Annotated in this window: 22 protein-coding genes and 5 pseudogenes; all 27 read right to left on the reverse strand. The window is 33.3% G+C overall.

The features are described from left to right. Positions 1-44: 44 nt before the first annotated feature. The 27 genes and pseudogenes from QOR44_RS04790 to QOR44_RS04920 all read right to left on the reverse strand — a co-directional run bounded on the left by QOR44_RS04790 (position 45) and on the right by QOR44_RS04920 (position 26,218). Positions 45-476, reverse strand: a complete 432-nt coding sequence (locus QOR44_RS04790) for a GNAT family N-acetyltransferase (protein WP_000702700.1) — start codon at positions 474-476, stop codon at positions 45-47. Positions 477-488: 12 nt separating this feature from the next. Continuing rightward, entirely contained in the window at positions 489-1,760 is a 1,272-nt protein-coding gene (locus QOR44_RS04795; protein WP_001002576.1) for a DUF2130 domain-containing protein, read from the reverse strand. Positions 1,761-1,793: 33 nt separating this feature from the next. Beyond that, complete coding sequence (locus QOR44_RS04800; RefSeq protein ID WP_001135930.1) at positions 1,794-2,384, reverse strand: restriction endonuclease subunit S; 591 nt, start codon at positions 2,382-2,384, stop codon at positions 1,794-1,796. 106 nt (positions 2,385-2,490) lie between these two features. Continuing rightward, positions 2,491-3,369, reverse strand: a complete 879-nt coding sequence (locus tag QOR44_RS04805) for a CPBP family intramembrane glutamic endopeptidase (RefSeq protein ID WP_001232131.1) — start codon at positions 3,367-3,369, stop codon at positions 2,491-2,493. Between the two features lie 105 nt (positions 3,370-3,474). Next, positions 3,475-6,105 carry an ABC transporter permease gene (locus tag QOR44_RS04810; protein ID WP_000520605.1) on the reverse strand — a complete coding sequence of 877 codons (2,631 nt, stop codon included), beginning with the start codon at positions 6,103-6,105 and terminating at the stop codon, positions 3,475-3,477. 11 nt (positions 6,106-6,116) lie between these two features. Then, positions 6,117-6,818 carry an ABC transporter ATP-binding protein gene (locus QOR44_RS04815; protein WP_000120354.1) on the reverse strand — a complete coding sequence of 234 codons (702 nt, stop codon included), beginning with the start codon at positions 6,816-6,818 and terminating at the stop codon, positions 6,117-6,119. Positions 6,819-6,954: 136 nt separating this feature from the next. After that, on the reverse strand, positions 6,955-9,075 hold the full coding sequence (topA, locus tag QOR44_RS04820; protein WP_000246609.1) for a type I DNA topoisomerase: 2,121 nt from the start codon (positions 9,073-9,075) through the stop codon (positions 6,955-6,957). 94 nt (positions 9,076-9,169) lie between these two features. Beyond that, complete coding sequence (gene dprA / locus QOR44_RS04825) at positions 9,170-10,012, reverse strand: DNA-processing protein DprA (RefSeq protein ID WP_001015250.1); 843 nt, start codon at positions 10,010-10,012, stop codon at positions 9,170-9,172. Positions 10,013-10,149: 137 nt separating this feature from the next. Next, positions 10,150-11,178: a siderophore ABC transporter substrate-binding protein gene (locus QOR44_RS04830; protein ID WP_000162771.1), complete on the reverse strand. Its 1,029-nt coding sequence runs from the start codon at positions 11,176-11,178 to the stop codon at positions 10,150-10,152. Between the two features lie 61 nt (positions 11,179-11,239). Next, complete coding sequence (locus QOR44_RS04835; protein WP_000614757.1) at positions 11,240-12,001, reverse strand: iron ABC transporter ATP-binding protein; 762 nt, start codon at positions 11,999-12,001, stop codon at positions 11,240-11,242. Next, positions 11,998-12,972, reverse strand: coding sequence for an iron chelate uptake ABC transporter family permease subunit (locus QOR44_RS04840; protein WP_000588582.1), 975 nt, complete (start codon positions 12,970-12,972; stop codon positions 11,998-12,000). The genes QOR44_RS04835 and QOR44_RS04840 overlap by 4 nt, the downstream gene beginning before the upstream one ends. Then, positions 12,969-13,931: an ABC transporter permease gene (locus tag QOR44_RS04845; RefSeq protein ID WP_000735584.1), complete on the reverse strand. Its 963-nt coding sequence runs from the start codon at positions 13,929-13,931 to the stop codon at positions 12,969-12,971. Before QOR44_RS04845 ends, QOR44_RS04840 begins: the two co-directional genes overlap by 4 nt. Positions 13,932-14,113: 182 nt before the next feature. Continuing rightward, positions 14,114-14,719 (reverse strand): sugar O-acetyltransferase, encoded by a 606-nt coding sequence (locus QOR44_RS04850; RefSeq protein WP_000136502.1) that lies wholly within the window; start codon positions 14,717-14,719, stop codon positions 14,114-14,116. A 20-nt stretch (positions 14,720-14,739) separates the two neighbouring features. Beyond that, positions 14,740-15,501, reverse strand: coding sequence for a ribonuclease HII (gene rnhB, locus QOR44_RS04855; protein WP_000201090.1), 762 nt, complete (start codon positions 15,499-15,501; stop codon positions 14,740-14,742). Continuing rightward, positions 15,488-16,339: a ribosome biogenesis GTPase YlqF gene (gene ylqF / locus QOR44_RS04860; RefSeq protein ID WP_000201279.1), complete on the reverse strand. Its 852-nt coding sequence runs from the start codon at positions 16,337-16,339 to the stop codon at positions 15,488-15,490. Before ylqF ends, rnhB begins: the two co-directional genes overlap by 14 nt. Before the next feature lie 275 nt (positions 16,340-16,614). Beyond that, the gene (locus QOR44_RS04865) at positions 16,615-17,187 is read right to left on the reverse strand and encodes a L,D-transpeptidase (RefSeq protein ID WP_001231795.1); all 573 of its coding nucleotides are present in this window, start codon (positions 17,185-17,187) and stop codon (positions 16,615-16,617) included. A gap of 199 nt (positions 17,188-17,386) precedes the next feature. Continuing rightward, the gene (locus tag QOR44_RS04870; RefSeq protein WP_283572670.1) at positions 17,387-18,871 is read right to left on the reverse strand and encodes a carbon starvation CstA family protein; all 1,485 of its coding nucleotides are present in this window, start codon (positions 18,869-18,871) and stop codon (positions 17,387-17,389) included. A 155-nt stretch (positions 18,872-19,026) separates the two neighbouring features. Further along, the gene (ltdR, locus tag QOR44_RS04875) at positions 19,027-19,761 is read right to left on the reverse strand and encodes a response regulator transcription factor LtdR (RefSeq protein ID WP_000866956.1); all 735 of its coding nucleotides are present in this window, start codon (positions 19,759-19,761) and stop codon (positions 19,027-19,029) included. 11 nt (positions 19,762-19,772) lie between these two features. Further along, positions 19,773-21,512, reverse strand: coding sequence for a sensor histidine kinase (locus QOR44_RS04880; RefSeq protein ID WP_000171906.1), 1,740 nt, complete (start codon positions 21,510-21,512; stop codon positions 19,773-19,775). 539 nt (positions 21,513-22,051) lie between these two features. Beyond that, positions 22,052-22,176: pseudogene (locus tag QOR44_RS04885) on the reverse strand (lipoprotein). An 89-nt stretch (positions 22,177-22,265) separates the two neighbouring features. Then, positions 22,266-22,465, reverse strand: a pseudogene (locus QOR44_RS04890) (hypothetical protein); the annotation flags it as partial. A gap of 234 nt (positions 22,466-22,699) precedes the next feature. Beyond that, positions 22,700-22,882 (reverse strand): annotated as a pseudogene (locus QOR44_RS04895) (DUF4176 domain-containing protein); the annotation flags it as partial. A gap of 236 nt (positions 22,883-23,118) precedes the next feature. Next, on the reverse strand, positions 23,119-23,496 hold the full coding sequence (locus QOR44_RS04900) for a hypothetical protein (protein WP_000479582.1): 378 nt from the start codon (positions 23,494-23,496) through the stop codon (positions 23,119-23,121). A gap of 365 nt (positions 23,497-23,861) precedes the next feature. Next, positions 23,862-24,186 (reverse strand): annotated as a pseudogene (locus tag QOR44_RS04905) (hypothetical protein). A 347-nt stretch (positions 24,187-24,533) separates the two neighbouring features. Beyond that, positions 24,534-25,067, reverse strand: coding sequence for a hypothetical protein (locus tag QOR44_RS04910; RefSeq protein ID WP_001883341.1), 534 nt, complete (start codon positions 25,065-25,067; stop codon positions 24,534-24,536). A 158-nt stretch (positions 25,068-25,225) separates the two neighbouring features. Continuing rightward, a pseudogene (locus QOR44_RS04915) lies at positions 25,226-25,764 on the reverse strand (hypothetical protein); the annotation flags it as partial. A gap of 4 nt (positions 25,765-25,768) precedes the next feature. Further along, on the reverse strand, positions 25,769-26,218 hold the full coding sequence (locus QOR44_RS04920; protein WP_025195485.1) for a hypothetical protein: 450 nt from the start codon (positions 26,216-26,218) through the stop codon (positions 25,769-25,771). Positions 26,219-26,413: the final 195 nt, after the last annotated feature.

Here is a 26,413-nt window from a genome sequence, read left to right on the forward strand (position 1 = left end):
TAAAAACTTACGCTCTTTTGGTATATTACTATAAGGATTTATACCTAATCTAAATAGTATGAAAAACCTGTACTAACCTTCTTGAACCCTAGGTTTTCATAAAAATGATAAGCTTCCTGACGATATTCTTTTAAACTGCTATTTAAAGCCAGTACTTCACTTCCATCTGTTTTAGCTAGCTGTTTAACGTGATTAATAAGTTGGCTAGCGATACCTTTACGACGGTGTTCTTCATTAACTACTAGTGCTAAAATCCGATAGTAAGTCCCACTTTTTTCAAAAAAGTAAAGTTTATGATATCCAACGAAGGCGAGTAGTTTGCCATTATCCTCAGCTATCAAAAAGCCATAATCTGAATGAATAAGAATAACCTTTAAAATAGATTGAATCTCTGATAATGATATTGCGTATCCTAATTCTTGATACAAAGGGACTAATTTTTCACTATCGTCTAGTGTTGCAGTTCTAATCTTCATAATCATAACCTCTTAGTCTTTTAGAGCATCGAATTTTGCTTTCATTGTTGGATTTTTTCTCGTTAATTTCTTGACAGAAACATCGTCTAATTTATTATTTGCAAGACGTAGTTGATTTTCAGACGTTGTTAAAGCAGCCTTAACAGCTTCCATACGTTTAATAGATTTATCTATTTCATCGATTGCTTTCTGGAAATTTTTGCTTGCAGAATTATAATTTTTAGCAAATGCATTTTTGAAAATATCTAAATCTTCTTCAAAATGTGTGATGTCAATATTCTGTTCTTTCATCAAAGCAAGCTCTTGTTTATATTTTAAGGTATTGAGTGCTGCATTTCTTAGAATACCAATTAATTGGATAAAAAATTGTGGACGTATAACGTACATTTTAGGGTATTTGTGACTAACATCAACAATTCCAGTATTATAATAGTCATTGTCTGCTTCAAGCATAGTTACTAAAACTGCATATTCGCAAGATTTTTCACGACGATCTTTATCTAATTCTTTGAAAAAATCTTCATTTTTATGCTTCTTGATAGTATCATCAGACTCATTTTTCATTTCAAACATGATACTTAAAAACTCAAGGTCATTTTCATCCTTTTCTCGATAGATAAAGTCCCCCTTTGAGCCACGACTTGATAATGTATTGTCCTTCTCAAAATAAGCATTAGGAAAGGCCAAATGTCGCACTTTATTAAATTCTGTTTCAGCATAATGTTCTAAACTTTCTCCTACTGCTTTAGTAGACTGTTGAGCTTTGAAGTTTTTATAGAATTCTACTTGTTCATTGGCTGCCTTTAGTTGTACTTCATAATCACTTTTTACTGAAGCTAAAGCTAAATCTTTTTCTTTTTCTTGAATGTGCAACTGATTTTGTATTGCATCTCTTTCTCGTTCGACTTTTGTTAGCGCCTCTTGCAAGCTATTTTCATGCTCTAAACGTAGTCTATCGATTTGGTTTTCAAGGTCGCGAAGCATCATGTCTTTTTGATTTAATTGCTCAGCGAGTTGGTACTCATTGTCTTTGAGAAGATTGTCTTTTTCTATAAGAAATTGTTTGACTTTGTACTGAAGTTTAGCTATCTCCTTGTCTTTTTCTACAACAACTTCCTGTAATTGATTTTTTGCTTGCTCCCCTAATATTAGACGTTCTTTTTCCAACCGTTCACTTACTTCTTTGTCAAAAGCATCTCCACGAATTTGTTCTAATAATTGATGGTATTCAGACTCGTTGATGGCAAAAGCTGTTTCACAATGAGGGCATTTGATTTCGTTCATGATAACTCTTCCTATGATGTTTTGTATTTGGTTCTAGCTAAGTTGTTGTCTGATGTCATTTTGGATACGTTCCCACTCCTGCTCTGCACGTGCTATCTTACGTTTGTAATCGTTGAGGCCCTGTTTATAACGTTGGATAAGATAATCCTGTCTAAAAAGCGGGATACTTGGTATTGCAATATTTAACAGTTCCTTTGTGCTAATATTCATCACGGCTTTTCCTTTGTTAGCATTCTCAAGTGCCTGTTGACCTTCTTCTGAATCAAAAAAAAGCTTTAAGTAGTACCCTCTAATGTGTTGTGTAGGTCTTAGTATTGTAATATTAGCAGAGGCAACGACAGGGTAATCTTGCTCTTCAAAGATAGCAACTTTCTTGACAGTTCCTTTTGAAGCGATTAAAACATCGCCTTCCTGAAGTAGATATTTTAAAAGTGAGCGTTGTTCATCTTGGAATGTTTTTAAGTTATGGTAGTCAATTCCTAAAGGAGACATATCACTCAAATTAATAATACGGATATCGCCTGCTTCTGCTTTTGAAGGCACAGCCTTACCTTTAAAGCAGTCTACCAATTCAGATAATAAATAAGTTTTTTTCTCTGGGTTACTTGTTGGATTTTGTGGCACAATAGACTCCTTTCGTCTTTGAAATATTATATCACAAAACATAGTTTTTTAATACTAAAATAAAAAATAAGCTTTCAGTAAGAGAAGCTTATTTAGATTAAATCTATTAGTCGTAAGGAAAATTCGATTTTTGATAAAGCCAATAACATGCTACGATAAGAACAATACTGGTAATCATGCTTCCTTCCACACCAAATTTTCCACCGCTAATCCAGTCAGCACCATAGGTTTTAACATGGACTAGGGAGTTAGACAACATTGGCTCTCCACTAACTTCGATTCCAAAGACACTCCCTTGTACACAGTTCCAGGCGCCATGAATACCACACGCCCCCCAGATGTTACCTTTTAAAATAACATAGAGCGATAGAAATAGTCCAAAGAGACACAGATTGAAAATCGAGATAAGACTTACATGATTATTAGCGCTATGCAGAAGACCGAAAAAGATCGAACTGATACTGACAGAAACTATCTTACTATACTTTGTGGCACTCACCGGAAGTAACCATCCACGACACAATATTTCAACAGAGGCGCTTTGTACCTGCCATCCAACAGCAAAAATAAGAAACCAAATCAATTTATCAGCTGTAAAACGAACAGTTTCGATAACTCCAGAGCCTGAAATTATTGTTAATATTAAGCAGGCTCCAAAGAGAACGCTCCCGACTAACCATCCTCTAGATAATTCTGTTAGGGCTCTTTCTTTAAATAGCCCTAGAGAACTAATTGGACGCTTCTCTTTAAATTTCACCCACATAAATAACATTACCGTACTAATTGAAGTTGCTAGTAAAATGATTAACTGGACGATATCGCTATCCCACTCTAGTTTCCAAAAATCAAGCGAGATAATCAATTCAATAATAATATAGGTAAGGAAATCTGCTGTAAATAGTAATATCAAAGCCAATAATATAGTTAAAAGGATATGCCTTGATACTTTACCTTTTGCAGTTTCCTCAAAAATAGACTTTCTCATAAACATCTCACTTTTATCTAACATTATACTGTTATATTATACAATTAAGATTACTTACTGTCAATCGTTATTGAAAAGATTAGAAAAGATAATCTTTTTTATAAACTAATCTACTGATTTCAAGGCATCTAACATATTGAGTTTTTTTAATTGATGGTTAACTATAAAACCTAGACTTATTAGAATGATGACTATTACGCTTATTGGTATTATAAATGTAGTTGGTGATACTTTTTCACCAAAAAGTATTTGATCTGAACCAATTAGCGACATCATTTGACGGTGTAAATAAGTACCGCTAATGGTGCCTAGAATCACACCGATGGTTGATAAAATAATGGTTTCGCGGTAAATATATAAAGTTACTTCTTCATTATAAAAACCTAATACCTTTATAGTTGATAGCTCCCGCTTACGTTCTGCTAAATTGATATTAGTGAGATTATAGAGAATTACTATGGCTAACAATAAAGATACGACAACTAAAATAGTCATAGAGCCATCTAAAGAACGCACAACGGCTTCTACACTAGCCAGCTGAAGAGCATTTTGCGTAAGAGACTCAACTCCATTAATTTCTAAAAGTTTTTCTGCTAAGTTATTTGCGATTTTATGTTTGGTTAACTTAACCAAAAAAGCGTTATCTTTAGCTTCTTTCTTAAAAATAGTTTGATAGTATTGTTTTGTCATAAAAATATAGTGACCAACATTCGCATTGACAACTCCTGCTATTTTTAATTTTCTAGAAGGAAGTGTTTGTGAATGAGATAAATGGATAAAATCACCGGTATTAACATGATAAAATTGAGCTAATTTTTTAGAAATAATAATCCCTTTATTATTCAAGTGCAATGACTTATTAGTTGTTGCTTCTTGTAAATAAATAAAAGGTAGTAATTGTTTTTTGTCTGTTATGAATAGGGAAATTGACTGTTTATTAATTTGTCCAGGAATGGATTCGTCAAGATTTTCAAGGTGTATTGGTTGGTATTTGTCTATTTTTGAATCTTTTGAAAGTAGTTCAAGTATTTTTTGGGGAGAAGCATTTGTGTTATATGTTAGCAATATATCATAGGGCATAATACGACCGAAATGTTCGTTGACGGTTTGCTTTAAGGAGGATTGTATTCCTAGACCTGAAAATAAGAGCGCTACTGATCCAGCAACTCCAAATATGGTCATAATCATCCTTTGTTTGTAACGAAAAATATTTCTAGCAGTTACTTTTTGTGTGAAGGACAGTTTTTTCCAAATCCAATTGATATACTCTAAAGCTATTTTAGATCCTTTAGCTGGTGGTTTTGGTAATAATAAAAATGCTGCTTTTTCTTTCAACTCACGTCGAGTGATAACAAAAACTGGAAGAACAATGCTTAATAATGAAAAAACAAAGGCTAGTAAACTGTAATTTAAGAAAAGATGATACTGTGTGTTTGGAATAGTCAGGTCTTTGGAAATGATATCAGAAATAATACGAGGTAAAAGATAATGCCCTCCAATGATACCCAAAGTAGTCCCTAATGTTCCTGCTATAAAACCATAAATAATAAATTTAAAGATAACTTGGCGGTCACTATAGCCTAGTGCTTTTAATATGCCTGCGTTGGTTCTTTCTTCCTCGACGAACCTAGTCATTGTTGTTAAGGTTACTAATGCTGCGACTAAATATAAAATAATGGGAAAAAGATTACTGATTTTAGAAGTGCTATTTGTACTGGAGTCAAAAGTGTTATATCCTTGTCCTCCAGGAAAGGTAGTACGGTTGTAGACAATAATTTGAGGCGATTCCATTATTTGGGTGTTATGTCTCAATTTTAAAAGTTCTTTTGTTCGTTTCAAAAGAGATAGTCGGTCTTGTTTAATTTTCATTTGCATAGTTTGTCTTTGAGATAGTGGCATTGCTAGACTATCATTATCTAACCGATTGATTTGTTTTTGAGCTTTTAGTAGGCTTTTTTCCTCCTCATCGATTTTACGTAAACTCTCTTTTTTTGTTTTGGTATATCTTATTTTATTGTGAATATTTAATTTTCGCGATACCTTTTCTTGGTATTTCGCTACTTTTTCTTTGTAACTTATTGAGAAAGGGTTAATCAACCTAAGATCTTTAAAAGTTACCCTTGCCATTGTATATACTGGAGAGTGAAATGCTGTCTTATCTAATACGCCATAACTATCTAAGTCGCCGTCCCCTGTTTGAGAATTACCAAGGTTTGTCTTAGACCAAACCTCGGTAGAATTAACAAAACCTACAATAGTTAGAGGACCTGTATTTGAAAACAGTTTGTTTTTATCTTGTTTAAAATTAATTTTATCACCTATTGCATATTTTTTTCGTTCCTGAAATGAGAGAGCAATTTCTGAGTTATTTAAAGGGAGACGTCCTTTAACAAGATCAAAGGTTGATATTGTTTTGGTATTGGAATACAATCGATAAGATTTACTATTCTGTTGAGGGGTTGTATCTACAAAGTAAGAAAATTCAACTTGTGATCCTTTTAAGCTTTCTAAAACAGTTTGATCATGTTTGTCAAGTCCCCAAGAATTGAAAACGGTAATATCCATAACATGATGATGAGCAAGGTAATTTTGTGCTGTTCTTTGCATATTAGGTGCTGCGACCTTCAGTCCTATAAAAGCAAATGAACCTAACATCATAAGTAAGAGGATTGATGAAAATCTACCTTTTGAAGTCATAATTGATCGATAGATATCTTTCCAAAATGTCTTTCCCATTTGTATAACCTCTAATATTCTATGTTCTGAATATCACTTGGATTCTCGTTTATTACAATATCACTGATTTTTGAATCATGCATATGGATCACGCGATTTGCAATTGGCGCTAAGGCAGTATTATGAGTAACAATGATCACAGTTGTTTCTTTTGATTGCGCCATCTTTTGCAAGATAGCTAGTACTTGTTTTCCGGTTTGGTAATCTAAAGCACCAGTAGGTTCATCACAAAGTAACAGTTTAGGTTTTTTGGCAATAGCTCGAGCTATCGCAACGCGTTGCTGCTCGCCACCGGAAAGCTGTGCTGGAAAATGATTGATACGGTGTCCCAAACCTACGTTTTCTAACGCCTTTTGGGCATCTAATGCCTTTGGAACAATTTCTGAAGCCAATTCTACATTCTCTAGTGCTGTTAGATTAGGGACTAAGTTATAGAATTGAAAAACAAATCCGACATCATATCTACGGTAATGAGTCAATTCCCTGATGGTATAATTAGCAATATTCTTACCATCAATTAAAACTTCACCTTCACTATTACTATCCATCCCTCCTAGTATATTGAGAACAGTAGATTTGCCAGCTCCGGATGCACCAAGAATAACCACCAACTCACCTCTTTCAATACTGAAACTAATATCATTGTTAGCAACAATTTCGGTTTCACCTGTTTGATAACGCTTATAGGAATGCTTCATTTCAATATAGGACATAACGGCACCTCACACTATGAATACACCTATATTATAGCACTTTTTTATTAATTCTCCCATAAAAATAAATACATAAATTAAGTTATGTAAAATAATAATTTTTTTAAAAATCTGAGCTAAACACTCAGATTCCACTTTACTTAATTTTCTCTTCTTGGTAGTCGCATTTTTCATTTGAGCAAACAACTTGTTTACCACCACCGCGTACTTTTTTCTCCACTAAGAAATCATTTGATTTGGGGCAAGTTCGTCCAATAGGTTTGTCCCAAGATGTAAACTCACATTCTGGGTAGCGGTCACAGCCATAAAAGATACGATTGCGTTTTGTTTTTCGCTCAATAACTTGTCCTTTTTGACAGATAGGACAAATAACACCTATTTCCTTAGTGATAGCTTTTGTGTTATGACATTCAGGGAAATTGCTACACGCATAAAACTTTCCATAACGTCCTAGTTTTATTACCATTGGTGATCCACATAGCTCGCAATCAAATCCAGCAGGTTCATCCTTTATTTGAATTTTCTCCATTTCAGTTTCTGCTTTTGCAAGTTCTTTTTCAAATGGTTTATAAAATTCATCGATAATCTTTTGCCACTGCTCTTTACCAATCTCAACTTCGTCTAGTTTTCCTTCCATTTCGGCAGTGAAGGTAACATCAACAATATCTGGGAAAAATTCTACAATAAGGCTATTAACAATTTCACCAAGTTCAGTTGGTTCGAAGCGTTTAGCTGCAAGCTTAACATAATAACGTTTTTGAATAGTCTCAAGCGTTGGTGCATAAGTTGAAGGACGACCTACACCGTTTTCTTCAAGTGTTTTAATGAGACTTGCTTCTGAAAACCTTGCAGGAGGTTGAGTGAAGTGTTGTTCAGGATTCGTATTAACCTTTTTAACACTTTCTCCTTCCTCCATATCTGGTAACATTTTATTTTTGTCAGTATCGTTATAAACAGCCATGTAACCATCAAACTTGACTTGGCTACCATTAGCAATAAAAGTAACACCATTTTGCGTTAAATTAACTTTCATTGTGTCAAAGACTGCTGCTGTCATTTGGCTTGCAATAAAACGGTTCCAGATAAGAGTGTAAAGTTTTAGTTGATCTTTGTCTAAATACTTAGCAATACTTTCGGGTGTATGATGAACACTAGACGGGCGAATAGCTTCGTGAGCGTCTTGTGCTCCAGAAGCATTTTTAACTTTATTCCCATGTTTAGAATAATTTGCACCAAAACGGTTAGTAATAAATTCTGTTGCTTCATTTTGTGCTAACGGACTAATACGTGTAGAATCAGTACGCATATAGGTAATCAGACCTTGATGACCTGCTGTGCCTAAGCTAAGTCCTTCGTACAGCTGTTGCGCAATCATCATGGTTTTACGAGTTCGAAAATTGATTTTATTAGCTGCATCTTGTTGCAATGAAGAAGTTGTATACGGTAATGGTGCATTACGACGACGCTCTTTTTTTTCAACTTTTTCAACTAAGAATTCATCAGTTTTAATACGTTTTAGAACTGTTTTGACGTCTTCATTATTCGATAATTTGAATTTCTTTCCGTCTAAACCGTAGAAAGTGGCATTGAATTTACGTGTTCCTTTTTTAAAGGAACCGTCAATAGTCCAATACTCCTCCGGTTGGAAAGCCTTAATCTCATTTTCACGATCAATGATTAGTTTAAGAGCAACTGATTGTACACGTCCAGCTGATAGCCCTTTTTTTACTTTTTTCCATAAAATAGGTGAGATAGAATAACCAACAATGCGATCTAAAACACGTCGTGCTTGCTGAGCATCAACGAGATCCATGTTAATCTGACGAGGTTCCACAAAAGCATTTTTAACAGCATCTTTTGTGATTTCATTGAAAACAACACGGTTTCTGTCTTCTTTGTCTAAATCTAAAATATGTGCTAAATGCCAGGAAATAGCTTCTCCTTCACGGTCCGGGTCACTCGCGAGGTAAACTTTTTTAGCCTTTTTAGCTTCTTTTTTTAAATCATTAATGAGAGGTCCTTTACCACGAATATTAATATATTGTGGTTCGTAATTATTCTCAAAATCAATGGACATACTTGACTTTTTTAAATCACGGATATGACCTACTGAGGCTACAACTTTATAGTTACGTCCTAAGTATTTTTCGATAGTCTTTGCTTTTGCAGGAGACTCCACAATAACTAGATTTTTTTTAGCAGTAGCTGATTTTTTTTTACTTGTTTTTTTGGTCGACGTTTTTGTCGTAGTTGCCATAGGTATCACTTTCTATATCGTAAACTTATAGCATAATAACTCACTTTTCTTAAACTGTCAATAGAAAACTTCTCCTATAGTAGAAAGCAAAACACTACTGATATTCAGAAAGGATATCTTTTCCTGAAATAATGCATTTAGCTCCTTCTTGGATAAGATGATGGCATCCATCTGATTTGCCATCGATAATATTTCCGGGAATGGCAAAAACTTCTCGTCCCTCTTCTAATGCTCTTTCACAGGTAATTAAACTTCCAGATCTCATCTTAGCTTCGGCAACCACAATACCTTGACATAGCCCTGCAATAATACGGTTACGTTCGGGGAAATGAAATTTCAAGGGTTGTTCTCCGGTAAAATATTCTGATAATACGAGATGATTATATGACATATATTCTTGAAGTTTCTTATTCTCCGTTGGATAATAAACATCTAAACCACTCCCGATAACAGCTATACTACTGCCTCCATTTTTTAAAGCACTAACATGTGCTGCTGTATCAATGCCACGCGCTAAACCACTTACGATAACAAATTGATTGTTAGTCTCCTTGATAATCTTTTTAACAGACTGACAACCTATCTGAGATGCCTGTCTTGCTCCCACTACAGCTAATTTAGGTTTAGATAGAAGTTCAATATTACCCTGATAAAAAAGTAGAACTGGTGGATTATATATTTCTTTTAACTCTAAAGGATAGTTAGAATCCAAAATCGATAGAACTGGAAATTTTTTGAATTCTTGTCGAAGTTTTTTAAGGTCTAGCTGTTTATAATTTTCTATAAAGAAAGTAGGGTTTTTACATTTTGACACTACGGCCATATTGCGAACAGATAGAGAAGTTAAACTATTCTTTTTAAGGTAGTTGATAATATTGTTGATATTAAGATTTGTTAGTCCAGCTTTTTTAAGCTTAAATAGTTCAAAATGATTCATAAGGTTACCTCCATTGACTATATTCGAAAATAATAGACAAAATAAAGTGATAAGATCAATCTATACGCTGAAGCATTGATAATAGCTATTTTTTCAAAAAAATAAGACTAGGATTTTTCCTAGCCTTTGACAAAAAATTAACGATTATCAACAAAGTTCTGTACATCTTTAATCATACGGAGTGTTACTCGGCTTCCGCCTGAATTGATATACCAATCTTTTCCATCTACCTCATGAACACGTTTGTTTTTGACAGCATCAGTTGCTTTAATAACATCGTTATTAAAAAGTTCTTTTGATGAAGCTCCTTGTCCAATAGTCGCTCCACGATCTAAAACAAAGAGATAGTTAGGATTTTTTTCAGCGATGTATTCATAAGATACGGGAGTACCATGTGAACTTAGTTTTTCATTTTCATTGACTGCTTTAAATCCGCCTACAGAGAAAATCCAACCAAAACGACCAGAAGGTGATTGAGTTAAAAGTTCACCGCTGTTTGCCATTACAAATAGAGCTGTAGGTTTACCTTTTTTCTCAATAGTTTTCTGCAATTTAAGAACAGCTTGTGCGATATCTTTATTAAAGGTTTTTGCCTTTTTATTTTGGTCGAAGATTTTCCCTAACATTGTGACACGCTCAGCAACTCCTTTGTCAAATACTTTTTTTGAGTCGACTCCAGCATATACTAATGCTGCTTTAGGTGCAGCCTCCTTTAATTTTTCAATATTATCAACAGAAGCCATACGTGCTCCTAGGAAAACCACATCAGGTTGCATACGAGCAATAGCTTCAAAGTTTGGTTCGAAGAGACTTCCTACGTCTTGGTATCTCTTAGCTTTATAAACAGATTTGACGTTATTAGGCAATAAACTTAGAGCATTTTTAGCCTTCGGGATACCAATAACAGATTTTTCAGCTCCTAAAGCTGTGATAGTATCCAAAGCTCCCATATCAAAAACAACTACTTTTTTGGGTTTTAAAGGAACTTTAAGTGTCTCGCTGATTTGCTTTTTATTATCCGGCTTGTCTCTTTTTTCTTTTTTAATATAGACCGAATAGTTGTTTTTTATGGTAACAGTTTGTGATTTTTCTTTAGCTAAAACAGCTTGAGAAGTGGTTAAGATAGTGCATAGTGCTAATATAGCAATAATAAGTTTTTTTGTCATTAAATAAAATCTCCTAAAATAGATAAAAACTAAAAATGTTATCCTACATAAATCTCTTTATTTATGGTGTACAAAAAAGGATAATTGGTTTACCATCAACAGTTTCGATACGGATAGGCATATCAAATAAATGAGAAAGGATTTTTTCTTGCATAACATCTTCAACAGTCCCACAAGACACCACTTGTCCTTCTTTTAAAGCGACAACATTGTCAGCGTAGTGAGTTGCAAAATTGATGTCGTGAATAATAATCACTATAGTTTTATTAAACTCATACGCATATCGTTTGATAAGTTCCATCATTTGAACAGCATATTTCATATCTAAATTGTTGAGTGGCTCATCTAAGCAAATATATTGAGTATCTTGTGCCATTGTCATTGCGATAAAAGCTCTTTGAATTTGACCTCCGCTGAGGTTATTAATGAACTCGTCAGCTATATCGCTTAAATCCATATAAGATATAACTGATTCTATGACAGTTTTATCTTTTTGACTTAACCGTCCTTTACTATAAGGAAATCTACCGAATCCTATCAAGTCTCTCACCTTTATCTTGAGTGTTAAGTGATTAGATTGTCTTAATATGGCTAATGTTTTGGCTAAGTCATTTGAACTGTAGTGGGCTAATGGTACCTTATCAAGGAAAATTTCACCATTATCATAAGGTTCAAGCCGACTGATACAACTCAGCAATGTACTCTTTCCAGATCCATTTGGACCTAAAATAGCTGTTACTTTTCCTTTAGGAATCGAAATATTAATGTCTTTTAATATTTCCTTTTGGCCATAGAACTTATGTAAATTGTTTATTTGAATCATAAGTTTTTCCTTCCTTTGATTAAGGTGAATATAAAATAACTTCCCCCGATAAGGTTGAGGAGAACACTTAGTTGAACAGTAAGGTGTAATAGATTTTGAACGAGATGCTGCCCTAAGACAAGTGTAAAGATACAGATAACAATGGCTATAGGAACTAATATTTGATGTCTAAAGGTATGAAAACTGTGATAGGTAATATGTGCTACAAGTAAGCCTAAAAAAGTAATCGGCCCAACTAATGCTGTTGCTATAGCTACCATCAATGCTAACCATAAAAAAATTCTAGTAGTAAGCTTTTGATATGAGATGCCGAGTGATATCGCATTTTCTTTACCCAATAGTAAGACATCCAATTCCTTTATAAAAGGCCAATTAATGACAAAGCTAACGACAATGATAATGAAAGAAATCCAAAGGATCTTGGTATTAATAGCATTGAAACTAGCAAAGAGCTGATTTTGTAAAATCATAAAATCGTTGGGGTCCATAATGGCTTGAATAAAGGATGAGATAGAAGAAAATAATGTATTAAATATGAGTCCAGCTAATAGAACAAAATACAAAGACTGTTTTTTATTTCGAAAAAGTATCGTAAATAATAAGTAAGCGAATCCAACCATTAATAATAATGAAAGGAGGAAGCTGCTAAAAGATGAAAATTTTATGACACGCTGAGCTCCGATTAAATACATTAATCCTGTTTGGATAAGGACATATAAGCTATCTAAACCAATAATGGACGGAGTTAAAAGTCGGTTATTGGTTAGAGTTTGAAAAATAAGACTAGAACTACCAATGCAGATACCAACCAAAATTAATGCAATCAATTTTTGATAACGTGTTTTTAGGATATAGATAATCAAAAATTCATTTGCGTCAGTTGGAATACCATAAATTAAAAACAAAATAATGGCAGCAATTAGTAGTATCAGTAAAATAAGTAATTTTGGTATCTCTAAATCCTTAATCATGATTTTCCCTCATTTCTTATAATTGAAATCAAGAAAAAGGCACTACCCAATACTCCTAGCGTAACTCCTATTGAGACTTCATAAGGAAAAATTACTAAGCGACCAAAAAGATCACATATCATGACGATACAAGCCCCTAAAAGCGATGTCTCTAAGATAGTTGAGGACATATGATCTCCTTTAGTTATGCTAATTAGATTAGGTACGATTAAACCTAAGAAAGGTAAAGCTCCTACGATAATAATGACTAGGGATGTCATAATTGAAACCAAAACTAAACCAAAGTAAATCATCTTTTCATAAGCAATCCCTAAATTTTTAGCGAAGCTTTCTCCAAGCCCAACAATGGTAAACTGATGAGCAAAAAAATACACTAAAAACAAACATGGCAATGCTAAGTAAAGAATTTCGTAGCGATGGCTAGTCATGATGGAAAAATTACCTTGAAGCCAACTGTTGACAGATTGTAGTACTTGAAAATGTGTTCCTAAAAATACTGTTACTGCTGCTACAATTTGTCCAAGCATCAGTCCGATAAGAGGTATAAAAATATTATCCTTAAAAGTAATCATTTTTAAAATGGTTACAAAAAGAAGCGATCCTAAAATGGCAAAACCTGAAGCTATACATAGTTGAATAAAAATAGAGGTATTTTTAAAGAAAATCAGCGTAACAACTACTCCTAATTTCGCCCAATCCATAGTCCCTGAAGTTGTCGGTGAAACGAACTTGTTTTGGGTGAGTTGTTGCATCAGCAGGCCACAGACTGACAAACTTGCACCAGATATTAGGATACTAATGGTTCTTGGTAAGCGACTCGCTAAAAAAATATCTACCTGTGATTGATCAAGGTGTGTTATTTGCTCCAGTGGGATAGATTTAACACCAACAAATAGGGACGTTAGAGAAAGTATAACCAAAGTACAACCCATTACAGGAGTGGTTAATAGCTTTTTCATAAAACTCCTTAAAATGAAAGATAAAGTGTTCAAAAATGAGCACAAATCTATAATAACATAATTTTTTGGAAAAATATCTACTTTTTTAAAGAATTTTATACTTAAGAAAACATTATTATATCAAGGTTTTTCTATTTAAAATCATTATAAATAAGATAGATTAAATTAGCAGAATATTTACTTTACCTATTTTTTAAATTAGAAAAAACCTTCGTTATAATTAAAGGTTTTTCTAATTTCAAGCTAATTTTTTTGATTATCTTAGCAGGGTTTCCTGCTATAACAACGTTATTTTCAAATGATTTCGTAACGACACTTCCAGCACCAACGACGACATTATCTCCTAATACAACACCTGGTAAAATAGTCACTCCTCCACCTAGCCAGACATTATTCCCGATTTGGATTGGGGCACCGTATTCTAATCCTGAATTTCTTTCTATTGGATCTAGAGGATGGAGTGGGGTGAGGAGTTGACAGTTTGGGCCAAACATACAGTTATCGCCAATACGAATTTCACAAACATCTAAGAAAGTTTGGTTAAAATTGGCGTAGAAGTTTTCACCAACATAAATATTGCAACCATAATCGCAGACAAAACGTTGTTCCATATGGATACTTTTCCCAGTAGCACCAAACCATTTTTGTAAAATGACGTTACGTTTGCTACTATCATCTTCATTGTTGAAGGCTTGCATATTTTTTAGTGCAACTTCTCTATCCTTGCGTAGTTCAGGTGCTGATGGACGATAATATTGTCCTGCTAACATTTTTTCTTTTTCGGTCATCTTTTCCTCTTCCGTATTATTTACAACATTGATTTTATAGGTTCAAAACTTTTACGATGTATCGGAGTAATACCGTATTTTTGCAAACCCTCTAAATGCTCTTTAGTACCATAGCCAGCATTTTTAGAAAATGCATATCCAGGATATTTGCTATCATAATCAGACATTATTTTATCTCTGGTCACTTTAGCTACAATTGAAGCTGCTGCAATAGAGAGTGAATTAGCATCGCCTTTGATAATTTTAGTTTGTGGAATTGGTAGATCCAAAACCATAGCATCAATTAAAAGATGTTCAGGAACTACAGATAAATGAGAAACTGCATCAATCATAGCATGTTTTGTAGCTTCATAAATGTTGATATCATCAATACATTGGCTGTCTTGAATACCAATACCAACTGCTAACGCTTGATCTAAAATATTTTGATAGATTTCTTGATGCTTTTTCTTTGGAATTTTTTTGGAATCATTGAGATGTTTTATTTTACAGTTTGGTGGAAGAATAACAGCAGCAGCTACTACTGGTCCCGCTAAAGGACCTCTACCTACTTCATCGATTCCTGCAATAAGGTTTATATGTTCAATGTAAAGTTTTTTTTCGTAGACCAACATTTGTTCTAAGCGCGCTTCTTCGTCTAAATCTGACTGAATATTTTTTTTTCGTTGAAGGATTGCTTTTTGAACACCTGCGCGTGAATCTGTTTGATATTCTTGCCAACGTTTGTCTTTTAAATCAACAATAGTCTCTAAAATTGCTTTGATTTCTTTAATTGTTGCCATCATGTTCTCCGACGATATCTAACGTGTAGCGTCCTAATTTACCATCGCGAACTTCTTTGACAAATAAATTATAAAAGCGATCGTAATCGTCACGATAACCTAATTTTTGTGTTAAGGTCATGATGATTTCAGGAGCTTCATCCTCTAAATTAATGCTTTTAAAACGCTCTTTGAGACGATCAGGATAATAGGTTTTAAAGTAATTCAATCCAAATATTGTTACCTCATCCATAGGCAATAATTGATCTTTGATTGCCCCTGTTAATGCTAGCTTTAATCCAACTAATTCATCTTCAAATTTGGGCCACAAGATACCAGGAGTGTCCAAAATTTCCAGTTCCTTATTAGATTTGAGCCATTGCTGACCTTTTGTGACACCTGGTTTATTACCAACCACTGCAATTTTTTTACCTGCTAGGCGATTCATTAGAGTCGATTTACCTGCATTCGGAATTCCAATAATCATCGTACGAAGTGTCTCTTTTTGAATACCACGTTCCCGTAGTTTAGCAATTTTATCGGACATTAATATTTTAGCGATGTCGGTTACTTTTTTAACTGTTGATTGTTCTTTAGAATTAATAGCTAATGTCTTTAAACCTTGAGATTCATAAAAATCTCTCCATTCTTTAGTTCGAATGGGATCTGCTAGATCAGCTTTATTGAGGATCATTAGTTTGGGTTTGTCTCCGACGATTTTGGTTAGCATTGGATTTTGACTAGAAAGAGGTAACCTTGCATCCACTAAAATTGTAACAAAATCAACATGCTTAATATTTTCTTGAACTTGACGGCGAGCTTTGGACATGTGTCCTGGGAACCATTGAATAGTAGCCATGAAATAAATTCTCCTTATGTATAGACTACCTTAAAAGTCTACATCTATTTGTTAGAGGTCTAATCTTTTAGTTTTATTCTTCTTCAACCGCATATAAAGGTCGATAAAATATTCGATTAACACTATTATTCTATCATTTTTTTAATGATATCGAAATACTTTATACATTTATTCCGCTGATAGGTTTCGTTTACTAATTGAGTTTAAGGGATATACGAAAAAGCTCTGGAAGTTTACTCCGAGCTTTTAATAACATGATTTTTACCCCATTAAGACTATTTGATGGTAACAGTCGTTCCTTGAGGAATATTTTCATAGAACCATTTTGCATCCGCCCTTGACATACGCACACAGCCATGTGAGGCGGCTTTTCCTAATTGCTTTGCTTCTTCTGGGATCTCATTTCCTTGTTGATCAGTCGGAACGCTATGAAAGAGATAAATACCATGCTCTTTAAAGGAGACCCAATAATAGGCTCCTTCTTTTGATGAGGCGTTATAGAAAAAATCTCCTCGTTCCGGTTCTATGACAAAAGTTCCTTTTGGGGTAGGGCTCTCTTTTGCTCCTGTTGAAACAATCGTTTTAAAGATGACCTTGTCATTCGAGGTTATTGTCATTGTTTGCCTCGTAGATGAAACATGAATTTCTAGATTTGAATATTTATTTAGATTTGGATAAGTCTTCTTTTGTAAGACCTCTTTTTTTGAAGTTTGACTTGTTTGGGATGCTTGTTTTATGACACTTGCTTTTTCTTTGGCTTTATCACCATGAAAAATAGAATATACGCTAAAGATACTCATGAAAACAAATAAGACAGCTAATATTGGCAAAATTGAACGTTTTCTCATATACTATCCTCTCTCTTTTGCTCTGTTATGGACAAATCTATTATAAGTTTCTGAAAGAAGGTTGTCAAATATTTTTGTAACATTTGTAATCAAACAGAAATATTTACTGGAATTTTAGTAGAAAAATAACCTCGAATGATACTTCATTCGAGGTTATTGTGATAACTGTAAGTCTTAATAACATGGCTTCAAAATAATATTAAGAATCTAAACTACTGTAATAATTAATTGGTCTATGATCGTTAAACAGGAATGCTTCAGGATGAACAGTTTTTAATTGTTTTTGACCAGATTTCCAGAAAAGTCCAACAAGAATACCTGTTAACACTAAAGCAAGTGAATAAGTTAAGATGCCTAAGCCCATATTAAATCCAATTGGTTGAGATAAAATATAAACAACTACTGCATACAACATGAACATAGCTGGTACAAACGTTACCCAATAGTTTCGTCTTTTTAGGATGAGATATCTTGTAGCAACTAATAAACCAATAACAGCAGTTACTTGATTTGCCCAGTTAAAGTAACGCCATAGGAGATTAAAATCAACGTGTGTAAGGACAAATGAAATAACATATAATGGGATAGTTACAGCAAAGATTTTTGGAAGAGTATCTTGTTTGACATGGATATAATCAGCAACGATAGTACGTAAACTACGGAAAGCTGATAAACCAGATGAAACAGGGAGAACAATAACACCAATGATAGCGATAGTTCCAATTACACTACCGAGTAACATTAACATTACTTGATTGACGACTGCAGAAGGTGTTCCAGCAACAATCATTTCATAGAGATTTTGACCTTTGAACAAGCTCATTGAAGCACCTGCCCAAATCATCGCAATTACTCCTTCTGCAATCATCATGCCGTAGAATGTGAAACGCCCTTCTCTCTCATTAACAGTTGTTCTTGAGACCATAGGTGCTTGGGTAGCATGGAAACCAGAGATGGCTCCACATGAAATGGTAAAGAATAAAGCAGGGAATATCCCAAGCCCAGCTGGATGCATATTTTTAAAGGTTTCAAAAGTTAAGTTTGGCATATCAAAGCCACCAGTTAGTAAACGGAAGCCAACTGCTGCTGTACTAACCATTAGGATGACGCAGAATACAGGATAAACTTTACCAAGTGCTTTATCAATAGGTAAGACTGTAGAAATAAGGTAATAAACGAAAATAAGACCGATTATCCAAGGTAAAGATAGTGTCCCAGCTGGTAAAATACTCAGGATAAGATTAGCTGGAGTTACCACAAATACGGTTGCAACTAAAATAAGTAATAGCATTGAAAAAATGTTGATCACATGCTTCATTGACTTTCCAAGATAGCGACTAGCTAATTCAGGAAGATATGCACCATTATTTCTAAGAGAAATCATTCCAATCATATAATCATGAACAGCCCCTGCAAAAATACATCCTAAGACTATCCAGATATAAGCAACTGGACCATAGAGTGCTCCTAAAATAGGTCCAAAGATAGGTCCGGTTCCTGCGATGTTCAATAACTCGATCATCCCATTCTTCCATTTTGGCATAGGAACAAAATCATATCCATCCCTTAATGCTTCTGCAGGTGTTTGGCGATTTTCATCAATTTGAAAATTCTTTTCAATGTATCTACCGTACGTGAAATAACCAACAATTAAAAGGGCTACCCCTCCTAAAAATGTTACCATATCACTGCCTCCTAAAAATTTTTTTGCTTAATTTTATTAAGCGTTTTCATGACTTTAGTATAGCATTGAAAAATTGAAATTTCCTATTTTCAAGATGAATGGTTGTTTTTTAGAAATGAATAGTCTAAGTTTTATGATGAATAACTTTTCATTAGTTAGGTAGATATGCCTAACATTTGTTTTAGGGGTTTTACATTTGCTCTGCTAACAGGAACTGTTATTTTATTACAAAGGTGTAACTGAAGTGTTTGGTTAAACCAAGGTTCAATCGTTTTAATAGCATTAATGTTCACAATGTAAGAGCGATGTACCCGTACAAATTGAGATGATGGTAGTTTATCTTGCCATTGTTGTAGAGAGCCATCAATTTCATAATTTTTATCAGGTGTTTGTATAATCAGTTTTCCTTGCATAGCTTCAATCAAAAGGATATCGTCCGCCGACACCAGATAGATTCGATCTTCTACTGTCAATGGATACTGTTGCTTGAAGAGAGGACCGGAAGTTACGCTCTCTATAATTGTAGATGTACTTAGCGCTCCTTTTACTCTATCCATAGCTTGCTTTAACCTATCAAACTCATAGGGTTTTAACAAATAATCACGCGCATCCTGCTCAAAAGCCTGAATAGCATATTGATCATAAGCAGTCGCAAATATCAATAATGGTGGTTTGGGCATTTTATTGATATACTCTGCTAATTGCAACCCAGAATCATCTCTGAGATGGATATCTAACAGTACTACATCAAAAGTTTCTCTAAGTAAAATAGCTAATGCAGTAGCTATATCATGCGCCTCTGCTATAACGAGGTTAGAATCATACTTATTAAGAAGATAAATTAATTCGTTACGTGCAACTGGTTCATCATCAACTACTAAAACTTTCATACAATACCTTTCTAACTTTTAATGGGGATGTTAACAATAGCACAAGTTCCTGAATCATTTGATTCAAATTTTAAACTTGCTTGTCCATCATAAATAATATTCAAGCGACGAACGAGATTCTCAATAGCTGTACCAGAACCTTGTTTTGAAATTTGAGTTTTTTTTCCAAGCGTTATTAATTTTTCTTTTGGAATCCCAATACCATTGTCTTGGACAATGATATGAAGCCTATCATTATTTCTTGTAATAGTAACCTTTAGCTGGTTATTTTTATTAACATGCTTAAAAGCGTGTTTATAAGAGTTTTCAATCAAGACCTGCAATGTAAAGGGAGGAATCATTAGGTTGTCATCTGAATTTGTTTGGTTGTCTAAATTAAAGGCCACCATGTTGGGAAATCTTGCTTCTTCAAGGGCTAAATAGGCGTTAACCTGTTCCAATTCATCATGGAGAGGAATTAAATTTTGCTTTGCCCGTTGAAGATTAGCACGAATAACCTTGCTAAAATCTTGGACGAGCTTTCTTGCTTTTTCGCTATCCATGCGAATTAAACCATAAATAGTATTGAGTGCATTAAAAAGAAAATGCGGATTAACCTGCGCTTGGAGAGACTTCATTTCCGCATCCTGTAGTAACCTTGTTGCTTCCTCAGCTTGTCCCAAAGCTAACTGAGTGGAAAAGATATTGCCTAATCCTTCAGCTAATTGACGGTCAACGTAAGTCATATGTTGTGCGTCTGAAAAATATAATTTCAAAGTACCCACTATAACATCGTGGATGTGTAATGGAATAACAATTGCTGAACTAAGTGGGCAATTGTTATGGTCACATTCGATTTCACTTTTATCAGTTGCGACACTAACTTTACCAGTATCTATTGCTCTTTTAGCAAGCTTTGTTAATATTTGAGTATTAGGAAGATGATGGTCAGCTCCATCTCCTACATAGGCTAAAATGGCTGATTGACTAGTCAGGCTAACAGCACTCACATCCATATGTTTATGAATAATTTCAGCTACTGGTTGACAAGATTCTGTTGTCAGTCCCTTTCTAAGGTAAGGAAGGGTTAAATTTGCTAATTCAAGTACTTGATGGGTTTGAAATGCTTTAGCATGTTCTTCTAATTTTTGAGTAGATGAAATAATGGATATAAATATACCTAAACCTAAAGTATTACTTAAAATCATTGGCATGCTGATAAAAGATACTAATCGAAGCGCCTGATTAAAGTCAACACTAAAAATGAGGATACAGATCATTTGTAGAATTTCCATACCGAAACCAACAACCATTGCATCTAAAACACGAATTTTATTATAATTTTTACGAAGATAATTGCCTGATAACCCAGAGCATAAACCAATTAGTAAGGAAGAAATGACATAAATATGAGGGGCTAATCCTCCTTGCAAGTACCTAACGAATACAGATAAGAGACCAACTATAATACCGACTATGGGGCCACCGATTAGACCTGATACACCAATGGTTAAAACACGTGTGTTGGCAACCGATGATTGATCTGCTATATGATTAAGAGTTTGTGGAATGATAGATAAATCTGACTGAATTTCTACCCCTGTAAAATTAGAAATAATAGCAAATAAGCTAAATAAGATAAGCAGAATATACTGGTGTTTTTTTAATTCGGGTTGCTTCAAAGTTTGTTTTATAAAGGGGATATGCACAAAGGCATAGGCTAATAATATGATTAACCCCGCTCGCTCCATCATAATTAAAAAGAGTGTCATTAAATCTCTCCAAAGTATTAATTAGTCCGTTATAACATAGGTATAAAATGATTCATTTCATTACTCATTTAAAATGTCTCTCTATCAAGTATTCTCAAGACAATTAAGGGGATATCCATCAACAACTATTATGAAAACAACTACTTAAGGATGATAGATACTTTCACTAAAAAATTTTGATTAATCAAATATATTATTATTATAGCATATCAAATATTATTTTTTACATATTTATTAATTAATATGGTAACACCCATTATCTGAAGTGTGTAGGTGAGGTCTAAGTAAAGAATTTAAGCGTTTTGATAATAAAAAAGTGAGAACAATAGATTCTCACTCACAATTATAGCCTGGTAATTTCTCACACGATTTGGTACTGCTTTTTTAAAATTGGACGATGGTGTTATTTTTAATATGAGTAGCTGCACTCGAATCCGGTTGCTCAAAAGCACTTGTCGCTCCATTGAGATAGCTATTCAGAACAGAAATAACTGGTTGAATGTTTTGGCTGACTTCTTTGATAACTTTTGATCCAGCTTCTAAGTATTTTCAATGTTCTTGAACCCATTGGTGATCTTTTTTTTACTAAGTCACATGCTGTTAAAATCATCATTAAGCTTATCCCTCCCATAATAATAATCAATTTTTTAAATCCTTTAAACATCACTTTTCCTCTTATCTTATTGATTTTTTCAATTTTATTGCTGTCTTGACGTTGCTATCGCAAACAACCAACTCAATGCAATATAGTAACGGTATACATATCAATGTAAGAATCAAGATTTTTAAATTCATATTATTTGTAGGTTCTTTATCAGACCAAGCTAATACTCTTTCATTTGAAGTAATATTATTATTTGTGTGATATTTAAGATTAGCTATTTTTGATTTCACAAAAAACCTTTTTCCACTTTTTCTAGACTGATTCTTTCTTCCCACTCCTTCGTATCAATAGTTAAACAAAGTACTTTAAATCCTACAGAGGGTCATTCCATCAATTAATGGCATCATCGCGCTTGAAGCATGGCATAGGTTTTGGTACTAGAAACTGAATATGAATTCTATTATCTATTAAAAAAATCAATATCACCAGAGTATTTATAAAACATAACGATAAAAAATCAAAAAATATTTTTACTATTTCCCTTAATTTCATGAGATTTCATTTCCCTTTTTGTGTATTATTTCTATTCTACACTAGTCTTACCCTTAGAAATATTTTTCCAATTTTCAATGACACGAGCTACTCTTTCTTGCTCTTCGTCATGGTACCTCCAAAAATTACTTCATCAATATCTTCCTCATTGAAATAATATACTTGTTCTAAATTGAGCTCTCTGGAAAAATCCTGCCAGATAATCAAAATATAATCTTGATCAATAATATTTGCTCATGAAATGGCTCCACAAAATTTCTTACATCTTTAACATTTTCATAGAGTGCTTTTACTCCACAATGGCCAAAGTACCTATAACAACTGCTACTACTGGTACAAATTGGAGCTGTTATAATTACTACAAAAACACTCTCAGCAAGCGTAGAGACTATTCTACCTACTTCATTTTCTCTAGATATTCATTGCTCCTACCTTAAATTAATTAATTTATCACTCATATTCGGGATGTTTATGAATATAATATGCTGCATAAAGGGAATCGACAATCAGAGCTGGAAAAGTTGCCGTAAATAATACACCTCCAATCAAACCAAAAATATTTTCAATACTACCTACAAGAAAGACTGGAGAAAGCATCACTAAACCAAAAATAATTCCATAATTAATTTTTAATTGTTCCTTTTTTCCTTTTTGTAATTTCCACTGATTAAATTTCCATTTTTTCCCCTGATTTTTTGGTAAATAATAGAAATAATATATTCCAGAAAATACAATAAAAATAATTAACATTATCATAATATACATTTTTGCCATCTCAGTATAATAAATTGATTGAACATGTCCAAAATTTCTATTATTTAAAAACATTGCCAAGCCTATAAAATCAAAACCTACAATAAGTGTTAGGAATACTAATGATAATAAAATATAAGAGATTTTTTAAAAAGCGAAATAATTATTGAGACCAAATTAACAAAAATGCATACAGAAAATATGAATTTTATAAAACCTAAAGGATCACCAAAATTACTTGCATATAACCCTATGCAAGATATAAATAGTCCAATCCATGGAAAAATCTTAATATATGAATATTCTATTTCAAACTCAACTAACGGTCCATGGTATCTATGATTGCTCTGTTTCAAAAATTTTACCCTCCAAATAAATCTTTTAATTCTTTTTTGCAAAACCTGTAATTGATTCATTGCCCAACTCCTTAACTTTAAAATTCAAAGCAAAATCAAATGACAGCCCTGCACCTGCTCCAACAACGGTTCCCACAGGTCCTCCTACCAAAGTCCCTATTGCTGCACCGGACAATGCATCTACACCTGAATCTATAGCAAAGTTTTTGATTTTTTGATCTATTGAAGATGTTTTATCATCAAAAAGATCTTTTTTGGCATTAGTTCCTATATTGACTATTTTCCCAGTCCAACCTAATACTTTACCAGCTTTAGCAATTCTTCCTAATTTTCCCCATCCTTTAAAAGCATTTTTGGGATTTAATTCAAGGACTTCATTTTTAAGGGATTTTATTGCTGCATTATTCAAAGTAACTCCTTTTGACGCAATTTTTCTGAGCTTATTTGAATCTTCTAAAGCTTTTTTCTCAACTGTTTAGCATCTTCTTCTCGTTTTTTCATACCGGTTTGAATTGTTTTTGTCTATTCTAATCCCTTACCTGAGGTATCAAATGTACCATTGAAATTTCCAAAACCTTCTGAGAATAGTTAAGGCCTGCCGAAACGACATCCTGAACTTCTGTTAGTCCACAAAAGACTGTTGAGGATTCCGCATTGAATTCCATGAGATGTTTTTTAAATCATAGGTTACCTTTAAAGCCAGAAAACTCCTAAGAGATTTCATGAACTAGCTGTCACTTTATAAGTGATCACAAGCTAATAACAAAAGTGAAATGAATCGTTAACTTTTCTAAAGTTAATAAAGAATGGAATTAGCTCAATTGCCACTCTAGAAGCGAGAAAGTCACCATAAGAATGACCTGTTGTGACAGTAATATTATCGCCATTACTTTGAACACGATCATAAAAGCTAGTAGCTTTGTCTCCTAATCGTTTTAAATAAGCAGAGTTATTAGCACCGATATTTGCATCTGAAATAAAGTCGGTTGCCCCATCAGCATCCTTATTAGTACCCGCATAAGCTATATAAGTCTCACCAGTATTTTTATCTTTTACAGCAATAGCTGCAATACCAGTCTCTTTGTCATACATACCGTCACTATAAGTTAAATCAGTTCTACCAATTAGTTGATTTAACTCTTTTTTAGCACTTTCACTTGCTTCTTTTACGTCATCACCATTATTTAAAGCATCTGTATAAGCCCTCTCATATTTGTATACATAATCTGATAAATCTGCTGATGTTTTAACCCGATGCTCTAGTTTTATAGTTACATTATCATTTCCCATAACTTCTCCGTTTATTTTCTAAAACTATAGGTCTCACCCAAATAGTATCTCTTATTTTTAGTTTTTATCCTTAGTGTATAGTCAAAATTATTTTTTCCACTTTTTGTAAAAGTAATATCCGCTTCCTTAATATCAGATATTTTAAATTTATCTCTCATTTTTTTAATAACCTTCGACTGTGTCGGCAATTCATATGTTATATCTTTCAACTCAGTTTCCGGATGTTTTAATAAATAACTTTTTACTTTTAATTTTTTTAATTCTTTAGTATCCATTGCTCTGATAATAAAGTCATCAAATGTAATATTCGGTTTTCCTTTTGGATAAACTATATTATTTTTAAAATATTCAAATGGAACCTCTTTATTTTCTAACTCATTATATCCACCCGACTTTTCTATTTGACTTTTTCTTGTTTCAAACTTCCCTAAATTCTTATTTTTTTTAAATCTTGAATACTATAGAAATATTCCAAATCTAATGCATCACCTGAATCCGATACTAATAGTAAGTATTTTTGTATTTTGCTCAAATCTTTATCTTTTTGTGCTAAAAACTCAAAAAACGGTTTAAAATTTTGTTCAGCTTGGTACTCTTCCTTTGTGCGGTTTTCTGGGATTTTTGAATCCTTACATGCTGTCATCATTATCATTATTAATAAGCCTCCAATAAGCAGTAATAGTTTTTGTTTTTTCATATGCTCAATGCTCCATTTCTATTTCTTGAGTGATTTTAAGCATTCTTTCTTGTCTTCTATCATGAATATAAATCATATCTGGTTTCAAATAAGGTTCTTTTGAATTATATGATTTCGGTAATACTGACTGATCCATAACTCTCATTCCTAAGAAAACATACTGTGCCTGTGTTCTAATAGCTTTTGGAACATCTGAGATATTAGTCATAAGGTATGATGCTAAACCACCAAATAAGAAATAAATATGATATTTGTGAGCCGAGTCAAGTAAGAATAAAATCTGTTCTCTATCCATATTTGTTTCTGCCACAAAACTATTCATATCAGGAATAGTAACAAACCATGATTCTATTTTACCAGATTCTTCTCTTAAATAGATTTCTGAAGCAATAGCTTCTAAATGTCCTGCTATTTCACTTCGATTATTGATATATTCAATTTGTTGTTCTGTCAAATCATCATAATCAGAAGCAGTGTCTAAAAGATAAACCTTACTATCTTTAATCAATGAAACAGATCTAACTAAGAAGCGCGTCAAGTTAGACAAATTATCTAGATTGTCAGAAGTAAAAAGTAACTGTTTGAATTTCGAAAGTGGAATGCTACAATTATCAACTTCTTTTAAGCTAATACCAAGTGAAATCTGATT

The organism is Streptococcus agalactiae, from assembly GCF_949788565.1.
In the GTDB taxonomy this organism is placed as follows: Bacteria; Bacillota; Bacilli; order Lactobacillales; family Streptococcaceae; genus Streptococcus; species Streptococcus agalactiae.

What these genes read in the sequence shown, in the direction of transcription:
- QOR44_RS04910 (WP_001883341.1), bottom strand. Translation starts at nt 25,067, where the DNA reads ATGGGAAATGATAATGTAACTATAAAACTAGAGCATCGGGTTAAAACA.
- QOR44_RS04840 (WP_000588582.1), bottom strand. Translation starts at nt 12,972, where the DNA reads ATGATTAAGGATTTAGAGATACCAAAATTACTTATTTTACTGATACTA.
- QOR44_RS04850 (WP_000136502.1), bottom strand. Translation starts at nt 14,719, where the DNA reads ATGACCGAAAAAGAAAAAATGTTAGCAGGACAATATTATCGTCCATCA.
- QOR44_RS04865 (WP_001231795.1), bottom strand. Translation starts at nt 17,187, where the DNA reads ATGAGAAAACGTTCAATTTTGCCAATATTAGCTGTCTTATTTGTTTTC.
- dprA (WP_001015250.1), bottom strand. Translation starts at nt 10,012, where the DNA reads ATGAATCATTTTGAACTATTTAAGCTTAAAAAAGCTGGACTAACAAAT.
- QOR44_RS04835 (WP_000614757.1), bottom strand. Translation starts at nt 12,001, where the DNA reads ATGATTCAAATAAACAATTTACATAAGTTCTATGGCCAAAAGGAAATA.
- QOR44_RS04830 (WP_000162771.1), bottom strand. Translation starts at nt 11,178, where the DNA reads ATGACAAAAAAACTTATTATTGCTATATTAGCACTATGCACTATCTTA.
- QOR44_RS04880 (WP_000171906.1), bottom strand. Translation starts at nt 21,512, where the DNA reads ATGACACTCTTTTTAATTATGATGGAGCGAGCGGGGTTAATCATATTA.
- QOR44_RS04790 (WP_000702700.1), bottom strand. Translation starts at nt 476, where the DNA reads ATGAAGATTAGAACTGCAACACTAGACGATAGTGAAAAATTAGTCCCT.
- QOR44_RS04870 (WP_283572670.1), bottom strand. Translation starts at nt 18,871, where the DNA reads ATGGTAACATTTTTAGGAGGGGTAGCCCTTTTAATTGTTGGTTATTTC.
- QOR44_RS04805 (WP_001232131.1), bottom strand. Translation starts at nt 3,369, where the DNA reads ATGAGAAAGTCTATTTTTGAGGAAACTGCAAAAGGTAAAGTATCAAGG.
- QOR44_RS04900 (WP_000479582.1), bottom strand. Translation starts at nt 23,496, where the DNA reads ATGTTTTTAAATAATAGAAATTTTGGACATGTTCAATCAATTTATTAT.
- QOR44_RS04845 (WP_000735584.1), bottom strand. Translation starts at nt 13,931, where the DNA reads ATGAAAAAGCTATTAACCACTCCTGTAATGGGTTGTACTTTGGTTATA.
- QOR44_RS04815 (WP_000120354.1), bottom strand. Translation starts at nt 6,818, where the DNA reads ATGTCCTATATTGAAATGAAGCATTCCTATAAGCGTTATCAAACAGGT.
- ltdR (WP_000866956.1), bottom strand. Translation starts at nt 19,761, where the DNA reads ATGAAAGTTTTAGTAGTTGATGATGAACCAGTTGCACGTAACGAATTA.
- QOR44_RS04810 (WP_000520605.1), bottom strand. Translation starts at nt 6,105, where the DNA reads ATGGGAAAGACATTTTGGAAAGATATCTATCGATCAATTATGACTTCA.
- rnhB (WP_000201090.1), bottom strand. Translation starts at nt 15,501, where the DNA reads ATGGCAACAATTAAAGAAATCAAAGCAATTTTAGAGACTATTGTTGAT.
- ylqF (WP_000201279.1), bottom strand. Translation starts at nt 16,339, where the DNA reads ATGGCTACTATTCAATGGTTCCCAGGACACATGTCCAAAGCTCGCCGT.
- topA (WP_000246609.1), bottom strand. Translation starts at nt 9,075, where the DNA reads ATGGCAACTACGACAAAAACGTCGACCAAAAAAACAAGTAAAAAAAAA.
- QOR44_RS04795 (WP_001002576.1), bottom strand. Translation starts at nt 1,760, where the DNA reads ATGAACGAAATCAAATGCCCTCATTGTGAAACAGCTTTTGCCATCAAC.